This window comes from Paenarthrobacter sp. Y-19 (genome assembly GCF_029223985.1).
GTDB lineage: Bacteria > Actinomycetota > Actinomycetes > Actinomycetales > Micrococcaceae > Arthrobacter > Arthrobacter nicotinovorans.
Window position 1 is genome coordinate 3985754 of record NZ_CP119414.1, and the last position, 26260, is coordinate 4012013.

The 26260-nt window shown below is 64.9% G+C and carries 25 protein-coding genes; 12 read left to right on the plus strand and 13 right to left on the minus strand.

All coding sequences use genetic code 11. The features are described 5' to 3' along the window. The first annotated feature begins 182 nt into the window (after positions 1-182). Positions 183-419, plus strand: coding sequence for a hypothetical protein (locus tag PYR64_RS18705; protein WP_018779356.1), 237 nt, complete (start codon positions 183-185; stop codon positions 417-419). Between the two features lie 39 nt (positions 420-458). Here PYR64_RS18705 and PYR64_RS18710 read toward each other — a convergent pair whose 3' ends face one another. From PYR64_RS18710 to PYR64_RS18730, 5 genes are all read right to left on the minus strand, one after another. Beyond that, positions 459-746, minus strand: coding sequence for a MoaD/ThiS family protein (locus PYR64_RS18710; RefSeq protein WP_275776951.1), 288 nt, complete (start codon positions 744-746; stop codon positions 459-461). Between the two features lie 7 nt (positions 747-753). Then, positions 754-1914: an exo-alpha-sialidase gene (locus PYR64_RS18715; RefSeq protein WP_275776953.1), complete on the minus strand. Its 1161-nt coding sequence runs from the start codon at positions 1912-1914 to the stop codon at positions 754-756. Positions 1915-2074: 160 nt separating this feature from the next. After that, positions 2075-3220: a GGDEF domain-containing protein gene (locus tag PYR64_RS18720; protein ID WP_275776955.1), complete on the minus strand. Its 1146-nt coding sequence runs from the start codon at positions 3218-3220 to the stop codon at positions 2075-2077. Between the two features lie 125 nt (positions 3221-3345). Next, positions 3346-3741, minus strand: coding sequence for a cupin domain-containing protein (locus PYR64_RS18725; protein WP_275776957.1), 396 nt, complete (start codon positions 3739-3741; stop codon positions 3346-3348). A 17-nt stretch (positions 3742-3758) separates the two neighbouring features. Then, positions 3759-4637, minus strand: a complete 879-nt coding sequence (locus PYR64_RS18730; protein ID WP_018779361.1) for a helix-turn-helix transcriptional regulator — start codon at positions 4635-4637, stop codon at positions 3759-3761. Between the two features lie 126 nt (positions 4638-4763). Here PYR64_RS18730 and PYR64_RS18735 point away from each other — a divergent pair, with 126 nt between their 5' ends. The 3 genes from PYR64_RS18735 (at position 4764) to PYR64_RS18745 (ending at position 9487) form a co-directional block, all read left to right on the plus strand. After that, positions 4764-5981 carry an MFS transporter gene (locus tag PYR64_RS18735; protein WP_275776959.1) on the plus strand — a complete coding sequence of 406 codons (1218 nt, stop codon included), beginning with the start codon at positions 4764-4766 and terminating at the stop codon, positions 5979-5981. A 184-nt stretch (positions 5982-6165) separates the two neighbouring features. After that, positions 6166-8667, plus strand: coding sequence for a glycoside hydrolase family 3 C-terminal domain-containing protein (locus PYR64_RS18740; protein ID WP_275776961.1), 2502 nt, complete (start codon positions 6166-6168; stop codon positions 8665-8667). A 40-nt stretch (positions 8668-8707) separates the two neighbouring features. After that, positions 8708-9487: an isocitrate lyase/phosphoenolpyruvate mutase family protein gene (locus PYR64_RS18745; protein ID WP_055974013.1), complete on the plus strand. Its 780-nt coding sequence runs from the start codon at positions 8708-8710 to the stop codon at positions 9485-9487. Positions 9488-9888: 401 nt separating this feature from the next. On the opposite strand, the gene PYR64_RS18750 is transcribed toward PYR64_RS18745, so the two are convergent. Further along, positions 9889-10812, minus strand: a complete 924-nt coding sequence (locus tag PYR64_RS18750; RefSeq protein ID WP_026267390.1) for a LysR family transcriptional regulator — start codon at positions 10810-10812, stop codon at positions 9889-9891. Between the two features lie 182 nt (positions 10813-10994). On the opposite strand from PYR64_RS18750, the gene PYR64_RS18755 reads away from it, so the two are divergent. Both PYR64_RS18755 and PYR64_RS18760 read left to right on the plus strand, forming a co-directional pair. Continuing rightward, positions 10995-11399 carry a hypothetical protein gene (locus PYR64_RS18755; RefSeq protein WP_018779366.1) on the plus strand — a complete coding sequence of 135 codons (405 nt, stop codon included), beginning with the start codon at positions 10995-10997 and terminating at the stop codon, positions 11397-11399. Positions 11400-11505: 106 nt separating this feature from the next. Beyond that, positions 11506-12540 carry an LLM class flavin-dependent oxidoreductase gene (locus PYR64_RS18760; RefSeq protein ID WP_275776965.1) on the plus strand — a complete coding sequence of 345 codons (1035 nt, stop codon included), beginning with the start codon at positions 11506-11508 and terminating at the stop codon, positions 12538-12540. 2 nt (positions 12541-12542) lie between these two features. Here the strand turns inward: PYR64_RS18760 and PYR64_RS18765 are convergent, their stop codons facing one another. After that, the gene (locus PYR64_RS18765) at positions 12543-12743 is read right to left on the minus strand and encodes a hypothetical protein (RefSeq protein WP_018779368.1); all 201 of its coding nucleotides are present in this window, start codon (positions 12741-12743) and stop codon (positions 12543-12545) included. Between the two features lie 123 nt (positions 12744-12866). Between PYR64_RS18765 and PYR64_RS18770 the strand changes: the two genes are divergently transcribed. The 3 genes from PYR64_RS18770 to PYR64_RS18780 are packed head-to-tail and all read left to right on the plus strand — an operon-like array spanning position 12867 to position 16181. Beyond that, positions 12867-15314, plus strand: a complete 2448-nt coding sequence (locus PYR64_RS18770) for a CHAT domain-containing protein (RefSeq protein ID WP_275776967.1) — start codon at positions 12867-12869, stop codon at positions 15312-15314. Next, positions 15311-15670, plus strand: a complete 360-nt coding sequence (locus PYR64_RS18775) for a CU044_2847 family protein (protein ID WP_018779370.1) — start codon at positions 15311-15313, stop codon at positions 15668-15670. The genes PYR64_RS18770 and PYR64_RS18775 overlap by 4 nt, the downstream gene beginning before the upstream one ends. A gap of 4 nt (positions 15671-15674) precedes the next feature. Beyond that, entirely contained in the window at positions 15675-16181 is a 507-nt protein-coding gene (locus tag PYR64_RS18780; RefSeq protein ID WP_064722409.1) for a universal stress protein, read from the plus strand. A gap of 286 nt (positions 16182-16467) precedes the next feature. On the opposite strand, the gene PYR64_RS18785 is transcribed toward PYR64_RS18780, so the two are convergent. From PYR64_RS18785 to PYR64_RS18800, 4 genes are read right to left on the minus strand one after another with little or no spacing between them, the layout of a single operon-like run. Beyond that, positions 16468-17859: a gluconate:H+ symporter gene (locus PYR64_RS18785; RefSeq protein WP_018779372.1), complete on the minus strand. Its 1392-nt coding sequence runs from the start codon at positions 17857-17859 to the stop codon at positions 16468-16470. A 23-nt stretch (positions 17860-17882) separates the two neighbouring features. Next, positions 17883-18518 carry a bifunctional 4-hydroxy-2-oxoglutarate aldolase/2-dehydro-3-deoxy-phosphogluconate aldolase gene (locus tag PYR64_RS18790; RefSeq protein WP_275776970.1) on the minus strand — a complete coding sequence of 212 codons (636 nt, stop codon included), beginning with the start codon at positions 18516-18518 and terminating at the stop codon, positions 17883-17885. Next, the gene (locus PYR64_RS18795) at positions 18515-20164 is read right to left on the minus strand and encodes a D-aminoacylase (protein WP_275776972.1); all 1650 of its coding nucleotides are present in this window, start codon (positions 20162-20164) and stop codon (positions 18515-18517) included. Before PYR64_RS18795 ends, PYR64_RS18790 begins: the two co-directional genes overlap by 4 nt. Positions 20165-20172: 8 nt before the next feature. Continuing rightward, the gene (locus tag PYR64_RS18800) at positions 20173-21492 is read right to left on the minus strand and encodes an alanine racemase (RefSeq protein ID WP_275776974.1); all 1320 of its coding nucleotides are present in this window, start codon (positions 21490-21492) and stop codon (positions 20173-20175) included. Between the two features lie 168 nt (positions 21493-21660). On the opposite strand from PYR64_RS18800, the gene PYR64_RS18805 reads away from it, so the two are divergent. Genes PYR64_RS18805 through PYR64_RS18815 form a run of 3 tightly spaced genes read left to right on the plus strand, consistent with a single transcriptional unit; the run spans position 21661 to position 23835 of the window. Continuing rightward, positions 21661-22668: a sugar kinase gene (locus tag PYR64_RS18805; protein WP_275776976.1), complete on the plus strand. Its 1008-nt coding sequence runs from the start codon at positions 21661-21663 to the stop codon at positions 22666-22668. Between the two features lie 4 nt (positions 22669-22672). Further along, entirely contained in the window at positions 22673-23434 is a 762-nt protein-coding gene (locus PYR64_RS18810; protein WP_026267391.1) for an IclR family transcriptional regulator, read from the plus strand. Further along, positions 23431-23835 (plus strand): Rid family hydrolase, encoded by a 405-nt coding sequence (locus tag PYR64_RS18815; RefSeq protein ID WP_017197328.1) that lies wholly within the window; start codon positions 23431-23433, stop codon positions 23833-23835. The genes PYR64_RS18810 and PYR64_RS18815 overlap by 4 nt, the downstream gene beginning before the upstream one ends. Positions 23836-23974: 139 nt before the next feature. On the opposite strand, the gene PYR64_RS18820 is transcribed toward PYR64_RS18815, so the two are convergent. Further along, positions 23975-24802, minus strand: a complete 828-nt coding sequence (locus PYR64_RS18820; RefSeq protein ID WP_275776980.1) for a polyprenol monophosphomannose synthase — start codon at positions 24800-24802, stop codon at positions 23975-23977. 127 nt (positions 24803-24929) lie between these two features. Further along, on the minus strand, positions 24930-26243 hold the full coding sequence (locus PYR64_RS18825) for an LssY C-terminal domain-containing protein (RefSeq protein ID WP_018779379.1): 1314 nt from the start codon (positions 26241-26243) through the stop codon (positions 24930-24932). Positions 26244-26260: the final 17 nt, after the last annotated feature.

Genomic DNA, 26260 nt, shown 5'->3' on the forward strand with positions numbered 1-26260 from the left:
CCGGACTTCAGACGGGCGCGTCTTGTCGCCGTCCGTCGCGGCGGCGCCCGCGCACGGGCGGAAACGCAACCATCCCGGAATGCTAACCGGACCCTAACCACGCCGAAATACCGTGGCAACATTGCCCCTCCACACTGGAATAGCCGGCAAGTGCAGGCACCAGCTCCAGCCAGGAGGACACCATGCTGAAGGAAGTAACCACTCAAACAACACGAATACGCGCGATCAGCCAGCTCCACCGCGGAGACGAGATCGAGGCCCGCCTGTCGGTTGGGCCCGCCTACGATGACGTGGTCATACGCCGCGGACGGGTCCAGGAAACGGCGCCGGGGATCGGTGTCGTCTGGATCATGGATTACGCCTCCGGGATGAGGAAAGCCATCAATACCGACGAATGCAGTGTTTGGCGCGTCGCCTGAACAGTCTCTGCTGGAGACCAGGCTGGACGCCCTTCACCCTCAGCCGCCGGCCACGGACTGGACAATCAAGACCTCCCGGCCCGCCGCAACTTCCGTTTCAAGACCATTCAACCGCCGGACCTCGTCACCGTTAACGTAAATATTCACGAAACGGCGCAGTGCCCCGGTTTCATCACGCAAACGCCTGGCCAGGACCGGATAATCTCCGGTCACCGAGTCCAAGAGCTGTCCAACGGTCACAGCACCGTCGGCGGACGCAGTCAGACAGGACTGTCCGCCGACGAGCGGCTGCAGGACACCAGGCAACAGGACCGTAAAGTCAGCCACAACGGACCTAACCAGGTACCGGAGCGCTGGCTGCTGATTGCTCGACGGCGGTGGCTCCGGCGTCGCTGCCAACAACGACGGCCGCACGAACGCACAGCACGTCCGGCAGGTGCGAGACCACTTCATTGAAGGTCTCGCCCTCGTCGGCGCTGGCGTACACGGAACCACCGCGGGTTCCGAAGTACACACCCACGGGTTCGGCGGCATCCACGGATGCCGCATCCCGGAGCACCGCGTTGTATTCGTGGTCCGGCAGGCCCGTGTGCAGTTCCTTCCAGGTGTTACCGGCATCGTCGGTTCGGTGGACGCTGAGCTTGCTGCCAGGCGGGATGCGTTCACCGTCAGCCTTGAGCGGGATGACCCAGGCCGTCCCTTCCCGGCGCGGATGGGTGAGCATGACGAAACCGAAATCGGCCGGCAGCCCTTCGGCGATGGAATCCCAATTCTCGCCGTTGTCATCCGTCCGGTACACGCCGTGGTGGTTCTGCGCGTAAAGACGACCTTCCACGGAGGCATCGGCTGCGATCTTGTGCACGCACTGGCCGAACTCGGGATTGGGGTCCGGCATGAAGTACGCCGAAATGCCCTTGTTGCGGGGCTCCCAGGAGGTCCCGCCGTCGAGGGATCTGTAGACGCCGCCAGTGCTCATGGCGATGTGGACCTTCTCGCCGGATGGATCCACCACAATCGAGTGTGCCGCCGCGCCGCCGTAGCCCGCACCCCATTCGCTGCGGTGGGGGTGGTCCCATAGTCCGCGGTTCAGCTCGAAGTGTTCACCGCCGTCGGTGGACTTCCACACCGAAATCGGCTCGCAACCGGCCCACACGACGCCTGGGCGGGAGTCGGCGTCGGGGTAGATCTGCCAAACCCGTTCCAGGGCGGCGTCGGTGCCGTCCGGGAATTTGATGGCGCCTTGCTCGGGCTCGGTCCATGTGGCGCCGAGGTCGTCTGAGTGTGCCACGGTGGGTCCCCAGTGCTCTGACCGTACGCCCACCATGATCCGTGTTTTGCCGTCCCGCGTGTCTATCCCGATGCTGGGTATCTCGCTCATCAGGAAGTGCGGGCCGGAGAGGGACCATTCTTTTCGGTCCGGGCTGGTTGCCAGCCACAGGCCTTTCTTGGTTCCGATCGCCAGGACATAACTTTCTGCGGTAGCCATGAGTCCCATCGAACCATCGTGGGGTGGGGAGGGCAATGGGTTTTTGGAGCCATGTGGAGAATTCACGAGGGCTTGCGCTTGGTCCTGGGATTCGGGTCCCGGCACCGGATTCCCGATGCGTTGCCACACCAGCTACGAGTACCTCAGGCAACCTTCGCGTTGTGTGATGTCAGGTGGAGGAGGCCGCGTCCAAGGGACCATCGGCCTTGAACGCGCGGTTCCTGCCCGCTGCTTTGGCTTGGTAAAGGGCCCCATCGGCGGTGTGGATCAGCTGGGCCAGCGTTGAGCCTGAAATTGCAGTGGATGAAATCCCGTAGCTGACGGTGGGAAACTCCAGCCCGTCAGGTGCCGGTGCAGCGGCCAGGCGCCGGCTGATCTCGGTGGTGATGGCTTCCGCCGCGACCTCGTCGGCACCCGGCAGGAAGATGACAAATTCCTCCCCGCCGTACCGGCCCACCAAGTCGGTCCTGCGCAACGAACCCTTGCACGCCATGGCAAACGCCCGGATGGCAGCGTCCCCGGCGGCATGCCCGTGGGTATCGTTCACGGACTTGAAATGATCAAGGTCGGCCAGGACAACGGCCGCCGACCTGCCCGCCGTTTGCAGGGCAGCGAGCTCCCGCTCAGCCAATTCCATGAAAGCCTGGCGATTGAACAAGCCCGTCATTCCGTCGCGCGATGCCCGCTCATTGAGCCTCGTGATGAGCTGGTGGCTATTGAGCGCGGTCATGCTGAAGGAAACCAGGACCAGCAGCATGATCAGCAGCAAGCACGTCACCGCCGGGCTGAAATAGGACTGCAGGACCTCGCTGTCCGGCCCGGCTACGGCATAGACCACGATGCGGCAACCGAAATAGGCCACCAGGACAGCAGCGACAACCAGCAGCGGCCGGTGAGCTTGCGAGGCCCGCGACTTCAGCAAGGCCAGTTCCCGGGCGGCGAGCGCCATCCCGGTCGCCATCAAAGCGAAGTACACCAACCCGCCCTGCCACGCGCCGTCGGGATCGGTTTCAATGACTGTCGCCGAAGCCGTTACTGCCGGAGCAGCAAATAGCAGCCATAACGGCGTGCCAAGGTTCCGCAAGGAACGGAACCCCGCCCAGACACCGAAGGCTCCGGCGACCGTAAGAGCGTTGCCCAGGGGGCTGGCTACCCAGCCCCAGTCCGTTTCCTTCAGCCAGTACGCCACGTTGCCCGCAAGCCAGCACCCCAAGGCAGCACACCAATAGGCGCTGTAGAGCGATCGGGTCCTCCGGTAAGAACCCAGGAAAAGAACCCACAGTGTTAACGTCACAACAGCAAGAGCAAGTTTCATGCTCAACAAATCCAACATCGAATCCCCCATTCACCGGCCAGCATAAGGGCCGGGAGGAGAATGGGCGGGACGCGACGCGGCGGAGGACCGCAGCTTCAGGGCGGGCTATGCCCGGAAAGAGCTGCTCAGGCCCCGTAGTCCTCGTCCGTGACGTGTTCCAGCCAGGTCACGACCTGGCCGTTCCCGTCGGCCTCCTGCATCGCGATATGTGCCATGAACCGGTCCGGGGTGGCGCCGTGCCAGTGTTCCTCGCCGGGTTCGATGTAGACAACGTCGCCGGGGCGGATCTCCTGTATCCCGCCGTCCCGCGTAGCCACCAGACCTATTCCGTCGGTGACATACAGGGTTTGTCCCTTGGGGTGGTGGTGCCAGGCAGTCCGTGCACCGGGAGCGAACCGGACGTGTGCGCAGCCGATGGCTGATTGCCCATCCGGGTTCCGGATGCCGTCGATCTGCACGGTTCCTGTAAACCATTCCTTCGGGCCGGCTGCTGTCGGGTTGCCGCTTTTCGTGTACTTCATGTTTCGCTCCTCAAGAATCAGCGCGTGCCGGCCGTGGCCTTTTCGACGACGTTTTCGGTAGCCGCCCAGGACGCCAGGAGTTTCAAGCCTTCCTCGCTGGCACTGCCTGGCACGGCCGGGTAGACGGTGACGTGGAGGCCGGTATCCTCGTCGAGTTCGAGCTGCTGGTAGGTAAGTTCCAGCGATCCGACCACCGGGTGCTGGAAGGTCTTCATTCCCGAGCGGTGCCGCCGGACATTGTGCGCGGCCCAAAGGGTGCGGAATTCCTCGCTCCGCATGGACAACTCGCCCACGAGTTCGGCAATTGCCTTGTCATGGGGGAAGCGACCCGCGTGGCGGCGCAGGATCTCCACGTTGGTGTTCGCAGCGCGGTTCCAATCGGGATAAAAATCCCGTCCGCGGGGATCCAGGAAGATGAACCGGGAGTGGTTCGCGGGGCCGGCCGTGCTCCGGAAGAGGTCGAAGTACATGGCGTAACCCAGAGCATTAGCAGCCACCACGTCCATGCGGTTGTTGGAGATCAAAGCCGGTGCTCCCGTAATGGAATCCAGGAAAAACTGGAGCGCGGGATCGATCGTGCGGGCCGCCTTCTTGACCTTCGTGCGCCCGCCCCGGTTGGCTGTCCGGGCGAGGTCATAGAGGTGCTCGAGTTCTGCGCGGTCCAGTTGCAGAGCCCCGGCGATGGCGTCCAGGACGCTGTCCGATACGCCGGAGAGGTTTCCTCGCTCCAACCGGATGTAGTAGTCGATACTGACACCGGCAAGCCGCGCCACTTCATCGCGCCGCAGGCCGGTGACCCGCCGTCGAATGCCGAAAGCTTCGATGCCTGCCTGCTCCGGGGTGATGCGTGCGCGGCGGGACATCAGGAACTCCCGCACTTCCGACCGATTGTCCATGCCCTCCACGTTACGACCCCCGTTGCCCGTGGTGAGAGGTTCTGTTGGAACCCGTATAAACGGTCCCTCCCACCTGTCCGCCAAGCCATGGTCCGATGGATCCCAGTTCACCTGAGAGGCCAATCCATGTCAGCAGATACCCGTACCGCCACGCCCGGCGCACACAAAGAAGGCCCGAACCCCGTGAGCCGTTGGGGCGGCGTCTTCGCAATGTCCTTTGGAGCGTTCGCCGTGGTGGCCTCCGAATTCATGCCCGTGAGTCTCCTGACTCCCATGGCCAGTGATCTTCAGGTCTCCGAAGGGTTGGTGGGCCAGGGCATTGCGATCTCCGGGCTGTTCGCCGTCCTCACCAGCCTTTCCGTGTCCGCGGTAACCGGCAGGATGAACCGGCGCACCCTGCTGATCGGGCTGGCCGCGTTGATGGGTGCCTCCGGAGCCCTGATCGCCTTGGCCCCGGGGTACCTGCCATTCATGGTGGGCCGGGCATCCATCGGTGTTGTCATCGGCGGTTTCTGGTCCATGTCCGCTGCCACCGCCATGCGGCTCGTCGCTCCGGCGCAGGTCCCGCGTGCGCTGGCGATCGTCAACGGCGGCAATGCCCTGGCCACCGTTCTTGCTGCGCCGCTTGGCAGTTACCTGGGTTCGTTCATTGGTTGGCGGGGAGCTTTTCTCTGCCTTGTGCCTGTCTCCGTGGTTTGTGTGGTGTGGCTCTGGATTTCCTTGCCGTCCCTCGCAGCGCCTGTCAGCAGGACCAAGGCCCGCGACATCCTGACCATCTTCACGGCTTTCAAGGACCGGGCTGTCGCATGGTGCATGGCCGCCTGCGGCAGCTTCTTCATGGGCCAGTTCATCCTTTTCACCTACGTGCGGCCCTTCCTGGAAACCGTGACCGGGGCGGAGGGAGCCCTGGTGTCCCTCGTGTTGCTGGTCATGGGCGTATCCGGATTCGTCGGGACCATGCTCATCGGCCGGTTCCTGGGTGCTGGCCTGTACCGGACACTCATGGTGATCCCTGTCGTCATGGCCCTCGTCGCGGTTGCCTTGATCCCGTTCGGTGGCGTGTTCGCCGTCGTCGTTGGTCTGTTGGGTTTCTGGGGGCTGTTGGGAACGTCCGCTCCGGTGGGCTGGTGGAGTTGGGTGGCGCAAGCGATGCCGCGCAACGCCGAACAGGGCGGTGGGCTCATGGTGGCCGTGGTCCAGACATGCATTGCCTTGGGCTCCACAGTTGGCGGAGTGCTGTTCGACTCGCTGGGCTTTGAAAGCACCTTCCTGGCCAGTTCCGTGGTCCTTCTGGTGTCGGCGTTCCTGGCGTTCATGACGAAGCGCGTGTCACGCAGGCGGTAGCCGCGATCTGGCGCCCCGGCCCGCAGCTGTTGTAAATTGAGGGCGAACGTAGGCAGACGCAATCCATCCGGTGGGCCTGCTCGCAGCGGTCAATGCATCGCGAACCCCACCGGGCCTGATGCCGCCGCGCACCCCTGGTATCCCCCGGGCAGCGGCCGGCAGCATATTGCGAAAGGTGCCGCCCATGCGTGCAATTCCCGTTCCCCCTTCCCGCTTGCTCGAGCAGGAACTCATGTCCCGTCTTGGGCGCCTGGACCTGGAAGCCAAGGTCCGGCTGCCGTCGGGCAAGGACCACTGGAGCACCTACGCCGATGAATCGATCGGGCTGCGCTCCCTGGTTCTCTCCGACGGAACCGTGGGAATCCGCGGCGTGCGGTGGACCGAGGCGGACACCTCCATCAATATCCCTTCGGCGACGGCGCTGGCAGCAACGTTCGACGCTCGCGTGGCGGCCGCCATGGGTGGCGTCATCGGCGCGGAAGCCAGGCGCAAGGGCGTGGATGTCGTCCTTGGCCCGGTGGTCAATCTTCAGCGCACCCCTTACGGCGGCCGCCACTTCGAAGCCTTCAGCGAGGACCCATACCTCACGGCCATCATGGGGGCGGCCATGGTGCGGGGAATCCAAGCCGAGGGCCCGGCCACCACAGCCAAACACTTCATCGCGAACGAGGCCGAAACGGACAGGCTGAATTCGAACTCGGTGGTCCCTGAGAATGTATTGCGGGAGGCCTACTTGGCCCCGTTCGAAGCGATCGTCAAAGCCGGTGGCCTCGGCATCATGTCCTCCTACAATCGGGTCAACGGCACCCCGGCCGTTGAGTCGAACCTCGTGACGGAGATTTTGGAGCGCGAATGGGGATTCGACGGTTTGGTGGTTTCCGACTGGGGAGCCATCCGGACTGTGGAGTCGACAGCGCTGGGTGGTACCGACCTGGCGATGCCCGGCCCCAGGACCATGTGGGCCGCGGGCCTCGTGGATGCAGTCCGCCAAGGACGGGTCCCGGAGGCGGCCGTCGACAACAAGGTGCTCCGGCTGCTGCGGCTGGCGGCCCGGCTCGGAGCCCTCGACGGCATTGAGCCACTGGTGGACCGGGACGCCCTCCCCACGCCACCGTCCGCGGAATCGTCCGGGATACGCCGGCTTCTGCGGGACACCGGGGCCAAGGGCATGGTGCTGTTGCGCAATGAGGACCGGGCCTTGCCGTTGACGACGGCGGCACGGAAGATCGCCGTCGTCGGTCCTGCCGCTGTGGTGCCGAGAACCAACGGCGGCGGCAGCGCGGCGGTCATCGCTCCCCCGGCCGTGCCGCCCCTGGAGGCGCTGCGCGCGGCCATGCCGGACACCCTGTTCCATTACAGCGAGGGGGTCCGCCCCACCACGCTGGTGAAGACCCTTTCCGCAGCAAACGGCTCCGCGCCGGGAGGCCAGGGCGTGGTCCTCATTGAATTCCTGGACCAGGAAGGCCGCACGCTGGGCAGCGAAACACGCGACCGCTGCGACACCCTGACGTATGGGATGGGCTACCCCGACGGCGTTCCGGAGGACGAGGTCAAAGCCATCCGGGCAAGCACCCTCCTCACTGCCGACACCCCGGGCGAGTACGTGTTCTCCGCGGCGGGCGTGGGCCACGCGCAGGTGACCGTGGACGGCGTCGCCCGGTTCGATGGGGATCTCATCCCCATTAATGGCGACGCCGTGGTGGGCATGTCCCTGCCGCCGCAAGCGCTGATTGACCTCGCCATGGCGCCGGGACAGGCGGTGGGGGTGGTCTTCACCTACACGCCGGCGCAGCGGACCGTGGCCTCCCTCCGTTTGGGCTTTGATTCAGCAGCACCCGACGCCGACCTGCTGATCGCGGAGGCGGTGGAGTCGGCCCGCGATGCGGACTGCGTCATCGTCTTTGCCGGCACCGGTTCGGAAGACGAAGCTGAAGGTTTCGACCGGACCACGCTCGCTCTGCCGGGGCGCCAGGACGAACTGGTGGCAGCGGTGGCGGCCGTGAGCGCGAAGACCATCGTGGTGGTCAATTCCGGGGCGCCCGTTCTCCTGCCCTGGCGTGACCAGGTGGATGCCATCCTCCTGACGTGGTTCGGCGGCCAGGAAATGGGCTGGGCTGTGGCGGACGTTCTGACCGGAGAGGCAGAGCCCGGTGGCAGGCTGCCCGTCACCTTCCCGTCCATCGAGGAAGGTCTGCCTTCGCCGCAGCCGCAGAATGGCGACGTGGTCTATCGCGAAGGGCTCGCCATCGGCTACCGCGCCGGGGCGGAAACCGCACCTGCTTACGCCTTCGGGCACGGACTGGGCTACGGACGCTGGAGCCTGTCACAGCTGGACGCCCGGGCACAGGAGGAGGGTGTGGCTGTGACCGTCCGGCTCAGGAACCATTCCGCCCGGGCGTCCCGCGAAGTGGTTCAGCTCTACCTCTCCCGGGGGCAGAGCCGGGTGGAAAGGCCCGCCCTGTGGTTCGCGGGGGCGGCCGTTTCCGAGCTGCCTGCAGGAGCGGAAGACACGGTTTCCGTGACGATTCCCCGGCGTTTGTTCGAGCACTGGGACACCGCCGCCGGCTCCTGGTCCCTGGAGCCCGGGATCTTCCACCTCCGCGCGGGGACATCCAGTGCGGATTTACCTTTGATGACGGACATCCGGGTGGACTTGGCCGGGGCGGATGCGTTGCGTTTAGGCTGAACGTGGCACCAACTCCCTACCGAGGATGACGGAGAAAACCATGACTGAAGCAAACACGACTGCACGCGCAGAACAACTGAAGGCCCTGCATGAAGCGCCGGAAATCCTGAGTGTCGTCAATGTTTGGGATGCGGTCAGTGCCACCACGGTGGCCGCCCTCCCCCAGACAAAAGCCATCGCCACCGCCGGGCACTCCATCGCCGCGGCTTTTGGCTACAAGGACGGAACCATGCCCTTGGACGTGGCGCTCAGCGGAGTGGAGAGGATCGTCAAGGCTGTGGACGTCCCCGTCACTGCAGATCTCGACGACGGATATGAGGATCCTGCCGAAACCATCCGGCGCGCTATTGGCATCGGAGTCGTGGGCGCCAACGTTGAGGACCGCCTGCGGCCGTTCGACGAAGCGGTTGCCCGCGTCAAGGCGATCATCGATGCCGCCAACGCCGAGGGTATTCCGTTCCAGCTGAACGCCCGCACGGACGCGATCGTCCGTGGTGGTGACCGTCCGATCAAGGACAGCATCGAGGACGCGATCGCCAGGGGCCGCGCCTTCCTCGACGCCGGTGCAGCGCTGGTTTTCGTGCCGGGCGCGCTGAACCGTGACCTCATCGAACCTCTTGTTGAGGGCCTCGGCCACGGCAAGCTCTCCGTGATCGGCGCCCCCGGAGCGTTGCCTGCTGCCGAGCTCCAGGAACTCGGCGTAGCCCGGGTGTCCTACGGTCCGTTCACCCAGCGGGTGGCCCTCCGCGCTCTTCAGGATCTGGCCTCTGACCTGTACGGCTCCGGCGTCATCCCAACGGACACCCCGGCGCTGAACTAGGCCTAAGCCGTCCCGGCCCGCTCTGAGCGAGCGGGCCGGGACCGGCCTTGGCCAGCGTTCCCGGCACCTCTTTCAGTGCCTGCTGCGTGGTCCTAAAATTACTGTGCAATGCGGGCAACAGAGACCGAGCAGAAGGGGCGCGGTTGCCATGGCCAAAAGTCCATTCCACCACGGTAAACCGGATCAAAACAGTGACGGCAAGGTGCACAGGACCCGCTTCGGCGAGTGGCTGCAGCGCGAGGACTCAGGCGTGGAGGGAACCGGCAGCAGTATTTTCATACGTCGCCACGATGACCACCAGCCACCTGGACGCACGTGCATCCAAGGCCACGAGATAGCGCCGGGGGAAACGCACTGCTCCCAAGGACACCCAGTAGGTTGACGCTCCAGGCCGTAACCGGTTATGAAGTCGACCGAGTATCAAAAGCCGCCGCCGATTCCCGCAGGAGACGGGCCACCGTGTCCAAGGGAAGGCTTGTCGGCCTTCGCCTGTCGAACCGACGCAGCGCGATGTGCCTCGTCCCCAAACCCGGCACATCAAGGATGTCCACCTGGTCCTGGACCACTCCTGTCAACGCCAGGGTGGGCACGATCGCAACACCTTCCCCGGCCGCCACCAGCGCCAAGGCAGTCAGTGTGTCCTGGTATTGGTGAATCGTCTCGATGTGGGCACCCGTCGAATGGCGCAGGCGGCCAAGCACGGCAATGTTGGCTGCCGACGGCTCTACGCCCAGCCACGGCAGGGGCAGGCGGCTCAGGTCAAGATTGTCCGTGCTGAGCAGTGATCCCGCCGGCACCACCAGCTTCCACGGCTCATCCAGCAGTGGTTCTTCCACCATCCCGGCTGCCAGGGGACGTTGATCCGAGGTCGTCGAATCCTGCTCAACCACCACGGCATCCAGCTGGCGTTGTCGGAAGAGACGCATAAGCGCCGGGAAGCCGTCCTCCACCAGCTGGATCTGTAGTTGCGGGTACTGGACGCGCCACTCCGGAAGGCGCGGAATGACCACCGTGCGCATGAAGCTGGTGAACCCACCTACCCGCACAACTCCCGCGACCTCCGCTTCTCCCTGCATCCGCGAGCGCGCCACGTTCAACGCCCGCTCTATTTCCTCCCCGGCCTCCGCCATGGCCAGTCCGGCCGGTGTCAGCACTGAACCTTTGGGGGTTCGGAGGAGCAGGGCCTGGCCTGCTTCGTTCTCCAATTTGGTGAGTTGCTGGGACACCGCGGACGGTGTGATCCGCAGTTCGTCGGCAGCGGCGAGGACCCCTCCGGTACGGGCGACGGCGAGGAGGACGAGCAGGCGTCGGGGGTCCATTTCCATGTTCAGAGATTCTAAATACGGGCTTCAGAATAATGCAATTGAACTAAAGGCAGCTATCCCTCAAAATTTAGTTCAAGGCCGTTCTTCGCTCTGAAGGGCCGGTCTCTGCATTCGGCAGAAAAACCCCTGAAACCATTCGTCGCCCGGCCATTTCCGGCTGCCTGGACATGAGAGGACCCCCAATGGAACTGCTGTGGGAAATTACCGGTTGGGCCGGTGCGGCGGCGATGCTCTGTGCCTACATGACAGTGTCCATGGGATGGATCAAGCCGGGCAGTACCTTCCAGGCCGTGAACCTGTTTGGCTCCTGCGCGTTCATCATCAACGGCACCCTCCACCAAGCGTGGCCCTCGGTGGTGACCAACGTGGCATGGTTCCTCATCTCAGCGGTGGCGCTGCTGCGGATGCGCTCCCGGACGGAGGCTGCAGTTGCCGAGCCCGAACCGATGACCGCCCCGGCCCTCGCCACCATGGACCCAGCCGGCTGGGACACAGGCGGCTGGGACACAGGCGCCCGGGACAGCATCACGGACACAGCCGCGCAGATGGTCATCCCGCGGCCCAGCCAGGCAGTCAACTGCGCGTAATCCGCGTATCCCTGGGCTGCACATCACACAAGGTAACCTCCCGTCGTCGTCGTAAGCGGCAACGCTTAGGGTGGGCAATAAGCGCCGACCGACAGAGAAGGAAGCCATGCCCACCCCAGACCGTCCGCTGCGCAAGCTTGGATTCCTCACCATCGGCCTGTTCGATCCCGCGGATCCGGCTGCGGGGCACCGCTCCACCCTGGAGATCATCGAACTCGGCGAGCGTTTGGGATTCGACAGTGCCTGGTTACGCCACCGGCATCTGCAGTACGGAATTTCGTCGCCGGTTGCGGTGATGGCAGCGGCCAGCCAACGGACCTCGAAGATCGACCTGGGCACCGCGGTGACACCGCTGGGTTGGGAGAATCCGCTTCGCCTGGCCGAGGACCTGGCCACAGTGGACCTACTCAGCGGAGGCCGCATCAATCCGGGGGTCAGCGTCGGCGTACCGATGCACTACGACACCGTCAAGCACGAGCTCTACCCGGATTCCGCGGACACCGAAGATTTCAGCTACGCCCGCGTGGACCGGTTTGCCCGGCTGGTCGCCGGCGGGAAGGTGCGGGAGTTTTCCGGCAAGCAGGGCGTGGTGGAGGAGTTCTCAAACCGCGTGGAACCCCATTCCGCCGGGCTGCGTGAACGGATTTGGTATGGAGCAGCGAGCCTGAAGTCGGCAACGTGGGCCGGGGAGAACGGCTTCAACCTGCTTACCAGCAGCGTGGTGTTCCCGGGCCAGGATGAAGAGCCGGATTTTGCTGCAGTACAGCAACGGCAGATCCGCGCTTTCCGTGGCGCGGCTGAAGCAGGCGGCAGCAGCACCGCCCGCGTCTCGCAAGGACTGGTGGTGATCCCCACGGATTCCGCTTCCAGTGCCCAGCGGGAGAAGTACCAGCGCTATGTCGATGAGCGGACTCCGCGCACCAGCGCGCCCCAAGGCCCGCAGCGCATGATGTTCGCGCGGGACCTCATCGGCAGCAGCGATCAGATTGCCGAACAGTTGTACGCGCACCAGGGCTTCCAGGAAGTGGACGAGGTGGCGTTCGCGTTGCCGTTCAGCTTCGAGCACGAGGACTACGTGCAGATCCTCACCGACATCGCGGGCACGTTGGGGCCGGCGCTGGGGTGGGCGCCGACGGAATAGCCTCAGTCCACGAATTCGGACTGGGTCTCGATGAAGTCCCAGTCGGCCGTGGTCAGCACACCGCTGACTTTGTCCGGATGGGGACCGCCGGCCTCGGCGATATGTTGCAGGACCTGCAGGGGGAGTTCTTCCACGCGCAGGTTCTCGCGCAGCCATTCCTTGCTGTCCATGTGCAGATCAAGCCACCACATGTAGATTTCCACCGCGGGACCACCTTCCGTCGGTTTAACGGTAGGCCTGGTCGGTTGCCGCTTCAAGGCCTGAAACCCCTTGCGGGGTGGCCGTCGTAGGGCCAATCTGTACGTAAGAACCACAAGGGACCCGCGATGGACTGTGACATCGAGCTGGAAATCGACGCTGGCTCTGCACGCGGTGAATATACGGTGCACGTGGTCCGTGCGCCGGCGGGAGGGCATGCGTCCGGAGCCTTCACCTTGGACGTAGATGGCATCCAGGACCGGCTTCCGCAGCTAGAAGCCACCGTCCTGGCTTCCGCGGTCGCCGCCCGGCGGACGTTGCCTATCGCGGAGGTGGCGGTTCGGGAAGTGGGGCAGGAACTCTTTCAAGCACTCTTTACCCGTGAGGTGTACGGCACTTACCGGGCAAGCCTTGGGGCAACACAGCATTCGGGCCAGCAACTTCGCGTAGTGCTTCGGCTCGCGGCTCCGGAGTTGGCCATGATGCCGTGGGAGACCCTCTTCGACCCCGGGACAGAGACCTACCTTTGCCAGACAGAGCCGCTCATCCGGCACATCCCGGCCCCCGATTACAACCAGAACCCGCTGGACGTCGCACCTCCGCTGAGGATTCTGGGCATCGTCGCATCGCCGCGCGACCTGCCTGCCCTTGACGTCGAGACCGAGAAGGACCACTTGGGCCGGGCTTTGGCCGGCCCCATGAGCGAGGGCCGCGTGGAACTGGTGTGGTCCAAAACCGGGACCTGGGATGACGTCCAGTCGATGCTCCTCGCCGGCCCATGGCATGTGGTTCATTTTGTCGGGCATGGCGACTACGACCCCCGCACGGACGAGGGCCGGATCGCCTTGGTGGGCCAGGACGGACGTGCAGCCATGGTCCGCGCCGTCCGCTTGATGGCCCTGCTCAGCGTGGCCTCCCCCAGGCCACGGCTGGTGGTGCTCAATTCGTGTTCTTCCGGTGAGATGGGCCAGACCGACCTCTTCTCCGGGACGGCTGCCGCGCTGGTCAGGAGCGGAATAGGCGCTGTGGCGGCCATGCAGTTCGCCATCAGCGACGCCGCCGCAATCGCCTTCGCCCACGGCTTCTACGCCGCAATCGCCAACGGCCGCACGGTGGACGAAGCCGCCCGCGTTGGCCGCATCTCGGTCATGGCCAGCCCCGACGGCACGTTGGAATGGGTGACGCCGGCCCTCTACGTCCGGGGCGGCTCCACGCAGCTCTTCACGCTGACGGGGCCGCCGCGCGCACCGGCTTACAGTGAAAGCACGACGGCGGCCGCCGCGTCGGGTGGTAAGGCTGCGGTGCCGCCCCCTGCTGTTGCGAACACCGAACAAGCCCACACCGACCAGGCGATGAAGCGGGCCCAGCTGAGGGCGTTGTACGTTCAGGCAACCGCGGAATTGCGTGCCCGGCGATTCGAGCAGGCCGTCGAGTTGTTTGAGGACCTGCTCACTCTGGAACCCGGTTACAGGGACGCGGCAACGCAAAGGGATGCCGCCCGCAGACGGCTGGAGCTGGCACGTATCTACCGCGAGGCGCTCCAGGCGGAGGAATCCGGCGATTGGTTGGCCGCTGCGGACGGCTTCGCCTTGGTCCTGGACGACCCCGAGTATCCCGGGGCCGCAGCGCGCAAACAGGACTGCGAGCGAAAGCAACGCGTCTCCGACCTAGAGGGGGAACTGCGGTACCACTCCTCCCAGGGCTCGTGGCAGGCAGTGCTCGACGTTTCCAGTGAATTGGCTTCAGTGGACCCCTCGGCGGCGGATCCCGGCGGGCTCGCCACGGCAGCGCGTGCCGAAATCGAGAAGGCCAAGCCAAAGCAAACCCCTTCCGCGGAGGAGTCCCAAACTGATATGGCCGGCACCCGGGGTTCATACACCACCGTGTATCAGCCCCCGCCCCAACCGCGCGCTGCGCCGCTGACCGGTGTGCCGGCGTCGAATATTGCAGCTGCCCAAGCCGGGCAAAGCCCGGTGACGTCACAGCCGGGCGCGTCCGCGCCATTGAATGCGGTTCCCCTTGCCTGGGGCGGTGCCGTCCTGGCGGTGGCCGGCGGGCTTGGGGTGTGCTTTGCCGTCTACTTCCTGTGGTTCGATGACAACTATTGGTACGAGAGCGGCGGCGACGCATCCCTGAGGATCCTCTACGGTTTGGTGGCTCCCCTGGGATACCTGCTGCTGGCCGTCGCCGGCCTTCCGGATCGGACCATCATCGGACGCCTGGTGATGGCCGGAGTTGTTGTCTCAGGTGCGGTCTTTGGACTTTCGGGACTGAATTACAGCGTGGAACTGACAGCTGTGGTGTTCAGCTTCGTGCATGCAGGTTTTGGGTTGTGCGCGGGCATCCTGGCCTTGCGTTCCAGGCAATCCAGGCTTATGGGCTGGCTGCTGCTCTGGCCCACACAGTCCGTGCCGCTGGTCTGGGTCCAGGACAAGGGAGTGTTCCTTGAATCCTGGTACCGGACACACGCCTACTTTGCCTTGATACAGCTTTTTGTGGTTTGCGCGGCCGGCATGGCTTTACTGGTGGCCTCCCGCCGCCTGCGTGCGCGGTCAACGGAAAGGACTGAAAAATGACGCACCTGGTGGAGTTCGCAACGGATGACGGCGGCACCGTGATCGTGGAGGTGGCGAGCACTGCCGGCAGCCTGGTGACACGGGGTGGTGAGCACACGGCTGATCACTCGGGGGTCTTCGCGCGTGCCCAGCAGACGTTCCAACGGGCCCTCGAGCATGTCCGTCCCGCGGTCCAAGGCGTCATTGACGAGTTGCTCAGCCTCGAAAACCGCCCCGACGAGCTGAGTGTGGAGTTCGGGATAGACCTTCATGCGGAGGCGGGCGCCTTTATCGCATCGGCCAGCACGGCATCCAACTTCAAGGTGCGTCTGACGTGGAACAAGCCTGTTCAACAGCACGGCGCGGCGCAACAATAAGGGTATGGCTGAGGAAAATTTCAGCGGGCCCATTCCCCTCGTGGTGGGCGTCCTTCCCGACCAGCACGTGGAGGTGCTGCAAACGGCCCGGACCCTGGCCGAGCAGCTCGGCGTGCCGCTGGTGTGCGCCTACGTGGACGAGGCCAGCTACCTCGTTGAGTGGGATCCCTCCCGCGAAACCCACAGGATGTCGCTGCACCCGGAAAAGGACGACGCCGAGGTGGACGCGGTCCGGGGGGATCTCGGCAAGATGATCGGGGAAGCCATGGACGGCGGCAGCGCCGACTGGACCCTGCGGCTGCTGGCCGGCGATCCCGCCCGGGCCCTGGGGCGGCTGGCGGCGGACATCAACGCGTCCATGATCATTGTGGGCTCGCCGGAACCTGGTTTGGGGCACCGGATTTCCGAGGCCCTCAACGGTTCCGTGGCTGCCTGGCTCAGCCATCACCAGCGCCGGCCGGTGCTGATTGTGCCCCAGAAAAAGCGCCATGACGGGGACCGGAGAAACTAAAGCGAAAGTACTTATTCGAGGTGGTGGCATTGGGGTCCCATGGCACGTAGAGTGATGAGTGCAGGGAGCGAAAGCGCCTGCTCAAAGACCGCTCCGGAGTGCGTATCCCCCAATAACGCACTCCGGAGCTCTTTGCTTTAACGGCAGCGCGATGCGGCCACTACCTCCTTAAAGCACATCGGCCCCGGCATGCCTTTTGACAGGCATGCCGGGGCCGATCCGGTTTCACATTGGCTCGTGACGGTAGAAGCTCACGACGCCGGAACCCACCGTGGGTGCCGGCGGTTCACCTCACGAAGGTGTACAGCAGGGCCGCCATTCCGAAGCCCACAATGGACAGCACGGTTTCCAGCACGGTCCAGGTCTTCAGGGTGTCCTTGACGGACATGTTGAAGTACTTGGAGATGATCCAGAATCCGCCGTCGTTGACGTGGCTGGCGATGATGGAGCCGGAGGAAATGGCCACCACGATCAGGGCGAGCTGCGGCTGGGAGTACCCGGTGGCCAGGCTCGGTGCCAGGATGCCGCCGGTGGTCACGATTGCCACGGTGGCCGAGCCTTGGGCGATGCGCATGCCCGCACTGATGACGAACGCGGACAGGATGATCGGCAGGCCGGCCTGGGACAGCGAGTCCGCAACGGCCTTACCAACACCCGTGGCGGACAGGACCGCTCCGAAGAAGGCACCGGCACCGACCACGAGGAGAATCATGCCAACGGGCCGCAGCGAAGATCCCGTGATTTCACTGAGCTCGGCGGAGGTCATGCCGCGGCGGATGCCCAGCAGCCACATGGCCAGCAGCACGGCCACGGTCAATGCGATGGCCGGGTTGCCGAAGAACTGGAGGACGTCCCGGAAAGCCCCGGGAGGAGCGAAGATGTTGCCGAACGTGCCGCCAAGGATGAGGATCATGGGCAGGCCGATGGCCAGCAGCACCAGGCCGATGGACGGTTCGTGGCCCCGGGCTCCCTCAGCCTCGGGAACGATCCGGTCTTCCGGAACGGACACCATCACGCGCTTGCCGATGTACGTACCCCACAGGATGCCGGAAGCGAACCAGGCGGGGATGCCGCAGATGAGGCCCATGAGGATGATCCAGCCAAGGTCAACGTGGAACAGGCCTGCAGCGGCAACAGGGCCGGGGTGCGGAGGCAGGAAGGCGTGGGTTACGGAAAGGCCTGCCAGCAGCGGCAGTGCGTACAGTGCCAGGGACTTGCCGCCGCGGATGGCGGCAACATAGACCAGCGGCGCAAGGACGAAGATGCCGATATCGAAGAACACCGGAATACCCAGTACGAAGCCGGTGATGCCCATGGCAAGCGGGGTGCCCTTTTCACCGAAGATCTTCACGAGCCTGCCGAGCAGCACTTCCGCGCCGCCGGACCGTTCCAGGATGGCGCCCAGCACGGTACCGAGGCCGATGATCACGGTGATGTGGCCCAGGATGCCGGCGAAGCCCTTTTCGATGAGGGCGTCGCTGCTCTTGGTGGCCGAACCCACAAGGGCTTCCACGGAAATCCCGCCGACCAGGGCCACGATCACACCCGTCCCCACCAGGGCGATGAACGGTTCTAGCTTGACCTTGATGATCAGGAACAGCAGCAACGCGATGCCCGCGCCTGCCAGGAGGAGCAGGCCGGCGGTGTCGTGCCGCAGCCATTCAAGAAATTCATTCATGGGCGTTTCTTTCTGGGTGAGTCCTACTTGAGGGTGCTGGTGAAGGCTGCGGCACGTGCCGCGATGTCTGCCCAATCGCCGGCAGCGACTGCTGCGGGCGGGACCACGCTGGTGCCACAGCAGACTGCGGCAGCACCGGCGTCGAGATAGCTCTTGGCGTTGGAGGCGTCGATGCCTCCCGAAGGCAGCAAGCGGATGCCCGGGTATGGGCCCTGCAGGTCCTTCAGATACGCCGGACCGAGCTGGCGGGCGGGGAAAATCTTGACGGCGGCCGAACCCAGGTCCCGGGCCTGCGCCACCTCTGTGGGGGTCATGGCGCCGAGGCTGAAGGGGATTCCCGCAGCCGCAGCAACTGCGGCGACCTCGGGCCGGAGCCCGGGCGTCACCAGGAACTTCGCCCCGGCGTCGATCGCTGCGCGGGCTTGGTCACCGGTCATGACGGTGCCGATTCCGACGGCGGCACCGTGGTCCGCTGCCGTCTCGGCCGCGCGCTTGACGTGCTTGAGCGCATCGGGCGTGGTGAACGTCAGCTCGACGCTGCGGATGCCGCCGCTGGCCAAGGCACGGCAGAGGTCGGCCGCGTCCGTAATGGAGGGCGCCCGAACCACAGCGAGCGTGCGGTCCGTTTCGAGCTGCTGGAGGAATTCTTCGGGGGTCATGAGCTGCTGCTTCCTACTCGGGTGAGGCCGTCGCTGTGTCTGCGGAGGGCGCGGCCGGCGCGTGCGCCGGTGGGTTTGCCGCCGTCGATCGCTGCCATGCCGTTGACGAACACGTAGTGGATGCCGTCGGCGGCCTGGCGTGGATTCTCGAACGTGGCGGTATCGCGGATGGTTGCGGGGTCGAAGAGCACGACGTCGGCTGCGTAACCTTCGCGGACCAGTCCCCTGCCGCTGAGCTTGAGGCGGGCGGCGGGCCGGCCCGTGAGGTGGTGGACTGTTTCTTCGAGGCTGAGCAGGCCGAGGTCGCGGGAGTAATGGCCGAGGTAGCGCGGGAACGTGCCCCAGGCCCGGGGGTGTGGTTTGGCGCCGACCAGGAGTCCGTCACTGCCGCCGGTGTGCGTGCGGTGCTTCATGATGGCCTGGACGTTTTCCTCGTGACCGACGTAATGCAGGATGCCGGTGCCGAGGCGGTCTTCGGTGAGGATGCGCACGAACACGTCGAAGGGATCCTGCCGGGCTTCGGCCGCGATGTCCTTGATGGTCTTTCCCACGAGTTCTGCGAGCGCCGGGTTCTGCACTCCGCTGATTTCCAGGGTGTCCCACTCGGCAACGACGCCGTGGCACCCGTCGGAGCCGTAGATCTCCACGGCTTCGCGGATGCGCGCGCGGGTGTCCGGGTCCGCCAGCCGGGCCAGGGTGGCCTCGGTGCCGCCGGATGAGGCCCAACTCGGCAGGATCGCGGAGAGCGTGGTGGCGCCGGGGAGGTAGGGGTAGGTGTCCAGGGTGATGTCCACGCCTTGGTCCAGGGCTTGGTCGATCAAGTCCAGGAGTTCCCCGGCGCGGCCCTTGTTTTCGGCGAAGTTCATGGTGGCGTGGGAAAGGTGGAGGGCGCAGCCGGTATCGCGGCTGAGGGAGATCATCTCGGCGTAGGCTCCCAGGGCGCCCTTGCCGTAGGAGCGGTGGTGCGGTGCGTAGAAGCCGCCCAGCTCACCCACCGTGCGGAGGAGCCCGGCAAGTTCCTCGGTCTGCGCGTACATACCGGGCGTGTAGGTCAGACCGGAGCTCATGCCGACGGCGCCTTCTTCCATCGCCGCGCGGATGACGTCCTGCATGTGCTGTTGTTGCTCCGGCGTGGGGTCTCCTTCAGCGAAGCCCATCACCATGGCCCGGACGGTCCCTTGGGGTACGAGGTAGGCGGCGTTGGTGGCGATGCGGCCGCCCTCTTCTACGCTGTCGAGGCGGTCGAGGTACTCGCCCACGGTCCGCCAGTTCCAGTCGAAGCCGGCCGGGTTGTCGTTCCAGCCCGCGATTTTCTCCCGGACACCGGCCAGTGTGGCGTCGTCCACGGGCGCATAGGACAGTCCGTCCTGGCCCAACAGTTCCGTGGTGACGCCTTGGCTGAGCTTGGCGTAGTGGTCCCGGTTGACCAACAACTGGAGGTCGGAATGCGCGTGCATGTCGATGAAACCGGGACTCAGGACCAACCCGGAAGCGTCGATGAGACGCTCGGCGCCCGTGTCCGCTGTGGTGAGGCTACCGGCGTCGACGACGGCGGCAATCACCGCGCCGTCCAGCAGGACGTCCGCTTGGCGGCGGTCCGCTCCGGTTCCGTCCACCAGGGTGGCATTGCTGATGAGGGTCTTCATGGTGGGTCCTAGAAGAAGGTGTGGATGAGGTCGACGACGGTCTGGTCGCCGCCCGGCGTGGAATCCGCGAGCACCGGGATGACGGTCCATTTGTCGAAGGCGGTGCACGGATGGGACAGGCCCAGCCGGACGACGTCGCCGGGGCGGACGGTGGTGGTGTCGGGGTTGAAGGTCAGGAAGCTGTGCTGGTCGTTGACCGAGGTGATTTCGGCTCCGACCAGGGGCTCCATGGCTCCGCCGAGGGTTGAGCCGATGAACTGCGGCTCGGGCAGGCCTTCGTCGAACGGAAGGTCCCGCTTGCCGGCGTCGAGGAGTGCAAGGCCCGGTTCCGGTTGCGACACAACCCGTGCCCAGCCGTACATTCCGGGGCTGAAGGGCTGGTTGCCCGCCCGGGAGAACGGCGAGATTCCGCGGTAGAAACCGTCGTCGTGGATGATGTAGGCGCCGCTGCGGATCATGAGATCCACTTTCAAGGAATGAGACACAGTCGGGGCCGCCTCTGCTGTGGTGCTGATGCAGGGGGACAGCACAGTGACGACGTCGTCGAAGTACGCGCTGCCACCGGCCGTGATGATGACGGAGCCGGAACCGTACAACCCGGCGGCGAGCAGCTCCTCGTGAAGCAGCCGCATCTTGGCGAGGTACCCGCGGACGGCGGCCAGCCCGGCGTCGTCCGCTGTGTGCGCGAGCGAGCCTTCGTACCCGGCGACGCCCACAAGGCGAAGGTGCTCCGCGGCATCAACGGCCCGGGCAACCTCAAGCGCGGCATCCACACCGCGGGCTCCGGTCCGCCCACCGTGTGCGCCCAGCTCAACCAGGACATCCAGAACAGAGTCGGTGCCGGCCAAGGTGCGTTCGATCAGCGCGACCGTGTCCACTGAATCAACCCAGGACAGGATGGTGGAGTCCTGCTCCGCCACCCACTGGATGGCGTGGGGATCCGTGAGGCTGTTGGCGAGCTGCAGGTTGCGGACGCCGAACCCGCGGGCCACCCGCAGCTGCGCGAAGTTGGCCAGCGTGATGCCCCAGGCTCCCCGGTTGAGCTGCTCGGTCCAGAGCTGCGGGGACATGGTGGTTTTGCCGTGGGGAGCGAGCAACACGCCCTTGTCTGCACACCACTTCGCCAGGTGGTCGGCGTTGCCCTGGAGTGCCTGGGCGTCGAGGGTGAGCAGCGGGGTCTGCAGCGCGGCCAGAGTTGGCTTGGCCGCAAGGAACTCAGCGTGCGTGATCCCGTTGGCGGCGGCGGGGATGGCCTTGTGGCGCCAGTCGAGCCGGCGCTCGGCCAAGGATGCCACGGCGGTTGCCGAGATGGCTTCGGAAGTGTCCACGCGTTGATTCCCTTCGCGGTGCTGCGGCGTTGAAGCTGCGTTTTGGGTTGATTCTCTTGCGTTGCGTATTTTGCAACGCTGGTTGCAAACCCGCTGGTGATATGTCTAACATGGTGGCGGATAGAGAGTCAAGGCCGCTGCGAAGCGCGCGAACCTATGGGAGAACGAGTGCTTTCAGCTGTATGTGTCGGCGAAACCATGGCCATGCTTACCCCTGTCCAAGCCGTCCCCCTGCACCTGGCAACGGAGCTGCACTGCGGGATCGGCGGCGCCGAATCCAACGTCGCCATGGGCCTGGCAGCCATGGGACTGGACACCCACTGGGTCAGCCGGGTGGGCCACGACGGCTTCGGCACGCGTATCCTCCACGATCTCCGGAACCACGGAGTGGGCGTCTCAGGCGTCGAAGTCGACCCCCAGCGTCCCACCGGCCTTTACGTGAAGGTCCCGGCCCAAGATTCAGACCCCGACGGCGGCAGCTCAGTCCTCTACTACCGGCAAGGATCCGCGGCATCGGCCATGGGACGGGACACACTCGCCAATCCCGCGGTGTCCTCCCTGCTGGAAAACGCTGCCCTGATCCACTTGAGCGGAATCACCGCCGCCCTCTCCCCCGAGTGCTTGTCCCTCCTCGAAGCAATCCTCACCGCGCCCCGCAACGGCCGGACCATCAGCTTCGACGTCAACTGGCGCGAAGCCTTGTGGGCAGGCCAAGACCGTTCCGTCCTGCAGCGCCTGGCGAACCTGGCCGACGTCGTGCTTGTCGGAAAAGACGAAGCCGAGCACGCCTTCGGAACCACTGATGAAGCCGAACTCCGCCGCCTGATGCCCGACCCCAAGGTCCTGGTCATCAAGAACGAGGCCATCAGCGCCATCTCTTTGGACCGGAGCGGCACCCGGGAAGAGGTGCCCGCACTGTCGGTCGCCGTCGTCGAACCTGTTGGCGCCGGTGACTCGTTCGCCGCCGGGTACCTCAGCGGCATGCTGTTCGGACTCGGCCAGAAAGAGAGCCTCCGCCGCGGCCATGTCGCCGCTGCCTGCACGCTGACGGTCCACGGCGACCGGGGTCCGCTGCCGTCCGCGGAGGACCTCGCGGCCATCCTCGATTCTTCGGATGGGGCCTGGGCTGCTATCCATGTTGAAGACGGACAATTCAACACCGGAACCGGAGCGTGACACCTTGAGCCAAAGCCTCATGCGGGCCATCGACCTGCTCGGCGAACTCGCCGCGAAGCCAGCCACCCTGGATGAACTCTCATCCAAGGCATCCGTACACAAGACCACCGTGATGCGGCTCCTCCACGCCCTCGAAGAAAAACGGCTGGTAGTGCGGGACGAGGACCAACGGTTCATGCTCGGCTCCAAGCTGTTCGAACTGTCCTCGCTGGCGCTGGAACAGCGGGACATCCGCAAAGTGGCCCACCCCCATCTGGCCGAACTCAACGGCAAGACCGGGCACACCGTGCACCTTGCCGCCTTCGAAGGAAGCGAGGTGGTGTACATCGACAAGTTCGAGTCCCACCACCCCGTCCGCATGTACTCGCGCATCGGCCTGACTGCATCGCTGCACTCGGCCGCTGTGTCCAAAGTCCTCCTCGCCGACATGCCGCGCAGCCGGCAGGAAAAGATCGCGGCGGGGCTGGACTACGTGAAAGTTACCGAGAACACCCTGACCTCGCCGGAGGCCTTGTTGGCCGAACTCGAGCAGGTCAAGGAACAGGGCTGGGCACACGACAACGCCGAGCACGAAGCGTTCGTGCACTGCATCGCGGCTCCCATCCGCGACGCCAGCGGCGCCGTTGTTGCCGCAGCCTCTTGTTCGGTACCGGTAGTGATGCTCAGCTATGAAGGCTTGCTTGAGCTGCTGCCCGACCTCAAAGCCAGCACCGAGGCCATCTCCAACGACCTCGGCTGGATCAGCCACGAAAGGAACCCAGCATGAGTGAAAAGACCGTAGTACTGACCGAAAACGCCCCCGCCCCGGCGCACGTATTCTCCCAGGGCATCAAGAAGGGCGGCATGTTCCAGGTTTCGGGCCAGGGCCCCATGGACCCCGCCACCAACCAGTACATCGGCGAGGGCGACGTCCGCGTCCAGACCCGCCGCACCCTGGAGAACGTCAAGGCCATCCTGGAAGCCGGCGGATCCTCCGTCGAAGACGTCCTCATGTTCCGCGTCTACCTCACCACCCGCGACGACTTCGCCGCCATGAACGAGGTCTACGGCGAGTTCATCCGCGAGAACGTCCCCAGCGGCCAGCTGCCCAGCCGCACCACCGTGTTCGTGGACCTGCCGCACGAGGTCATGCTGGTGGAGATCGACGCCTTGGCAGTCACCGCGTAACGCTCGCGCACATCCCTCAAGCTTGAGGCCAACGCTCGCGCACATCCCTCAAGCTTGAGGCCAACGCTCCCGCACAGGGATAAAGCCCGACGGCGGCACTCACTTGGGTGCCGCCGTCGGGCTTCAAGAGGTTGGCGCCTTAGAGGGCGGTCACCCGTGCGGGTGCCTCCACCTTCTGGAAGCGGAGCTTCCACGGGGTGAGCGCGGATTCGAGTTGTTCGCGAAGGTCCATCTTGGATGCGCCTTCCACCCGCTCTTCAAAATGGATGGGAACCTCCATGATCTTCAGGCCGTGCCGGGCTGCCCGGTAGTTCATCTCCACCTGGAATGAATATCCGTCGCTTTGGATGGACGCCACATCGATCTGTTGCAGCGCAGAAGCTGTCCACGCCTTGTATCCCGCCGTCGCATCCTTGACCTTCAACCCCAGGATTGCGCCGACATAGAAGTTGGCCCACGCCGAAAGGGCCTTGCGGTGCCAGGGCCATTCGGCCGCAGTGGAGCCGCCAGTGACGTAGCGCGAACCAATCACGAGCGCCGCCCCGGAATCCTGGATCCGTTCAAGCATGGTGTGGATTGCAGCTACAGGGTGGGACAGATCTGCGTCCATTTGGATGATGATCTCCGAGTTCCCGGCCAGCGCCTCGGTCATTCCCGCCACATAGGCCCGGCCCAGTCCATCCTTTTCCTTCCGGTGCAGGACGGACACTGTTCCCCGGGATCCCGCCGACAATTGATCAGCCACCATCCCGGTCCCGTCAGGTGAGCTGTCATCAACAACCAGCACGTGCAGATTCGGAATACTGAGTGCCTGGAGCTGGGCGACAAGAACCGGCAGGTTCTCGCGCTCATTGTAGGTAGGCACAACGACGGTAATTTTCGGAAAAACAGCAGTCAAAACGAGGGTCCCCAATTCGGTGTTCGATAATTGCCGGGGCTCAATGCTGCTATGCGCGGCCCCGGGCACCGCCAGTCTATTGAGCCAAGCTGAAGAATCGTGGAAAGCTGTAGCTCCACGACCCGCTTTGAATCTGAAACGCCCCCGACACGCCGGAAACGACGGCGTGTCCCGGCACTCCCGGCTTGAAAGAGGGTCAGGAAGAGACGCGGCGCCCGACGACCGAGGCAGGCACGGCCGGAATTCGCTGCCGTTTGGCGTAGACCCTCGCCCGCTGGCTGGAAAGTGCCAGGAGAACCAGGATGTCGGTGGCCAGGCCTGAGAGTCCGGCTTCGAGGGTGATGTTGGTGCTTCCGGTGAAGTAGTCAATGGCCTGGACAACCACCGAAATGGAACTGAGGCCCATTGCGATCACCCGGGCTCCGTTGCTGCCCAGGAAAATCCGCCAGGCAAGGAAAATCTCACCCAGGCCGAACAACAGCACCGCGATGGCAACGAAGGTGACCACCGCCGTCGTGGTTTGCGGGTCAAGGGGGTCGCCGTCGGCGGTGAGGTCCGTGAAGACCTCGGACGAAGTCAGCAGCGTCAGGGCGAGGACGAAGGCCGCGATGGACCTGGCCACCACCAACGCGGCACCCATCATGGTGGGAGCCGGCCGCCTGTCACGGCTGTCAGTGGGACGGGAAGGCTGGCCGGCCGGGACAGTCACGGACCGCGCGTCGATAATGGGCAGGTCGCCGTCAGTGGAGATTGAATCACCGCCGCCGTTCCGCGAGTGGTAGCCGGTAGAGAAGTCCTTGATCACGTGAACGGACACCGCGGGCCCGGCGTCGGAAACTGTCCGCACGATGTGGTCACGCTCAACGTCCGTGTTCTGCTCGATCTTATGCGTGATCTGGAGGGTGAACAGCGAGAAACCGACGCTGCGGTCGTAGGTTCCGGCTGCAAGCCAGTCCACCTTGTGACCGCCCGGCAGGAGCCAGCCATCGGGGCAGCGCCAGAACCGGACGTGGTGGCGTTTGCCGGGGTTGTTGTCCACTTCCTGCTGGTAAGCGAAATCCTGTTGCCGGTCGAACAGGTAGAGCGGGCTGACCGGCGCCTCGGAATAGCTTTGCCTGAAAATGGTGGAGCTGACGATGCGGCGGCTGCTGCCGAAGGTGACGTCGTCCGCCTGCGTCCAGCCGGCAGCGCGCATGATGGCGTGGATTTGCGGCTCGTGGCCGAGCAACGCGACGTTCACGGGATCGCCCAGGAGTCCGTCACTGGTCCGGGCGCGCCCGATGAAGTAGCCCGGAACGTAAATAGTGGTCAGGATGCGGTGCAGGCGGGGCAGGAGCAGATAAGCAAGAAATGCCCAGAAGAAGAAGTAGAACCACACCTGGCCCCAACCCAGATGGAAGCTCTCCCCCACCAGCAGGAACGCCAGCCACACCGCAGCCGCCCCGCCCAGGATGAAGAACGCATGGTCCAGCCGGCTGTCAGTCACGTCCCTGCTCGGCGCCTTGTACACAGAGAGCCCCCTTTGCT

Bases quoted from the DNA above. Each gene is read 5' to 3' on its own strand.
- PYR64_RS18705 (WP_018779356.1), top strand. From the start codon at position 183: ATGCTGAAGGAAGTAACCACTCAAACAACACGAATACGCGCGATCAGC.
- PYR64_RS18715 (WP_275776953.1), bottom strand. From the start codon at position 1,914: ATGGGACTCATGGCTACCGCAGAAAGTTATGTCCTGGCGATCGGAACC.
- PYR64_RS18720 (WP_275776955.1), bottom strand. From the start codon at position 3,220: ATGAAACTTGCTCTTGCTGTTGTGACGTTAACACTGTGGGTTCTTTTC.
- PYR64_RS18725 (WP_275776957.1), bottom strand. From the start codon at position 3,741: ATGAAGTACACGAAAAGCGGCAACCCGACAGCAGCCGGCCCGAAGGAA.
- PYR64_RS18730 (WP_018779361.1), bottom strand. From the start codon at position 4,637: ATGGACAATCGGTCGGAAGTGCGGGAGTTCCTGATGTCCCGCCGCGCA.
- PYR64_RS18735 (WP_275776959.1), top strand. From the start codon at position 4,764: ATGTCAGCAGATACCCGTACCGCCACGCCCGGCGCACACAAAGAAGGC.
- PYR64_RS18740 (WP_275776961.1), top strand. From the start codon at position 6,166: ATGCGTGCAATTCCCGTTCCCCCTTCCCGCTTGCTCGAGCAGGAACTC.
- PYR64_RS18745 (WP_055974013.1), top strand. From the start codon at position 8,708: ATGACTGAAGCAAACACGACTGCACGCGCAGAACAACTGAAGGCCCTG.
- PYR64_RS18750 (WP_026267390.1), bottom strand. From the start codon at position 10,812: ATGGAAATGGACCCCCGACGCCTGCTCGTCCTCCTCGCCGTCGCCCGT.
- PYR64_RS18755 (WP_018779366.1), top strand. From the start codon at position 10,995: ATGGAACTGCTGTGGGAAATTACCGGTTGGGCCGGTGCGGCGGCGATG.
- PYR64_RS18760 (WP_275776965.1), top strand. From the start codon at position 11,506: ATGCCCACCCCAGACCGTCCGCTGCGCAAGCTTGGATTCCTCACCATC.
- PYR64_RS18770 (WP_275776967.1), top strand. From the start codon at position 12,867: ATGGACTGTGACATCGAGCTGGAAATCGACGCTGGCTCTGCACGCGGT.
- PYR64_RS18775 (WP_018779370.1), top strand. From the start codon at position 15,311: ATGACGCACCTGGTGGAGTTCGCAACGGATGACGGCGGCACCGTGATC.
- PYR64_RS18780 (WP_064722409.1), top strand. From the start codon at position 15,675: ATGGCTGAGGAAAATTTCAGCGGGCCCATTCCCCTCGTGGTGGGCGTC.
- PYR64_RS18785 (WP_018779372.1), bottom strand. From the start codon at position 17,859: ATGAATGAATTTCTTGAATGGCTGCGGCACGACACCGCCGGCCTGCTC.
- PYR64_RS18790 (WP_275776970.1), bottom strand. From the start codon at position 18,518: ATGACCCCCGAAGAATTCCTCCAGCAGCTCGAAACGGACCGCACGCTC.
- PYR64_RS18795 (WP_275776972.1), bottom strand. From the start codon at position 20,164: ATGAAGACCCTCATCAGCAATGCCACCCTGGTGGACGGAACCGGAGCG.
- PYR64_RS18815 (WP_017197328.1), top strand. From the start codon at position 23,431: ATGAGTGAAAAGACCGTAGTACTGACCGAAAACGCCCCCGCCCCGGCG.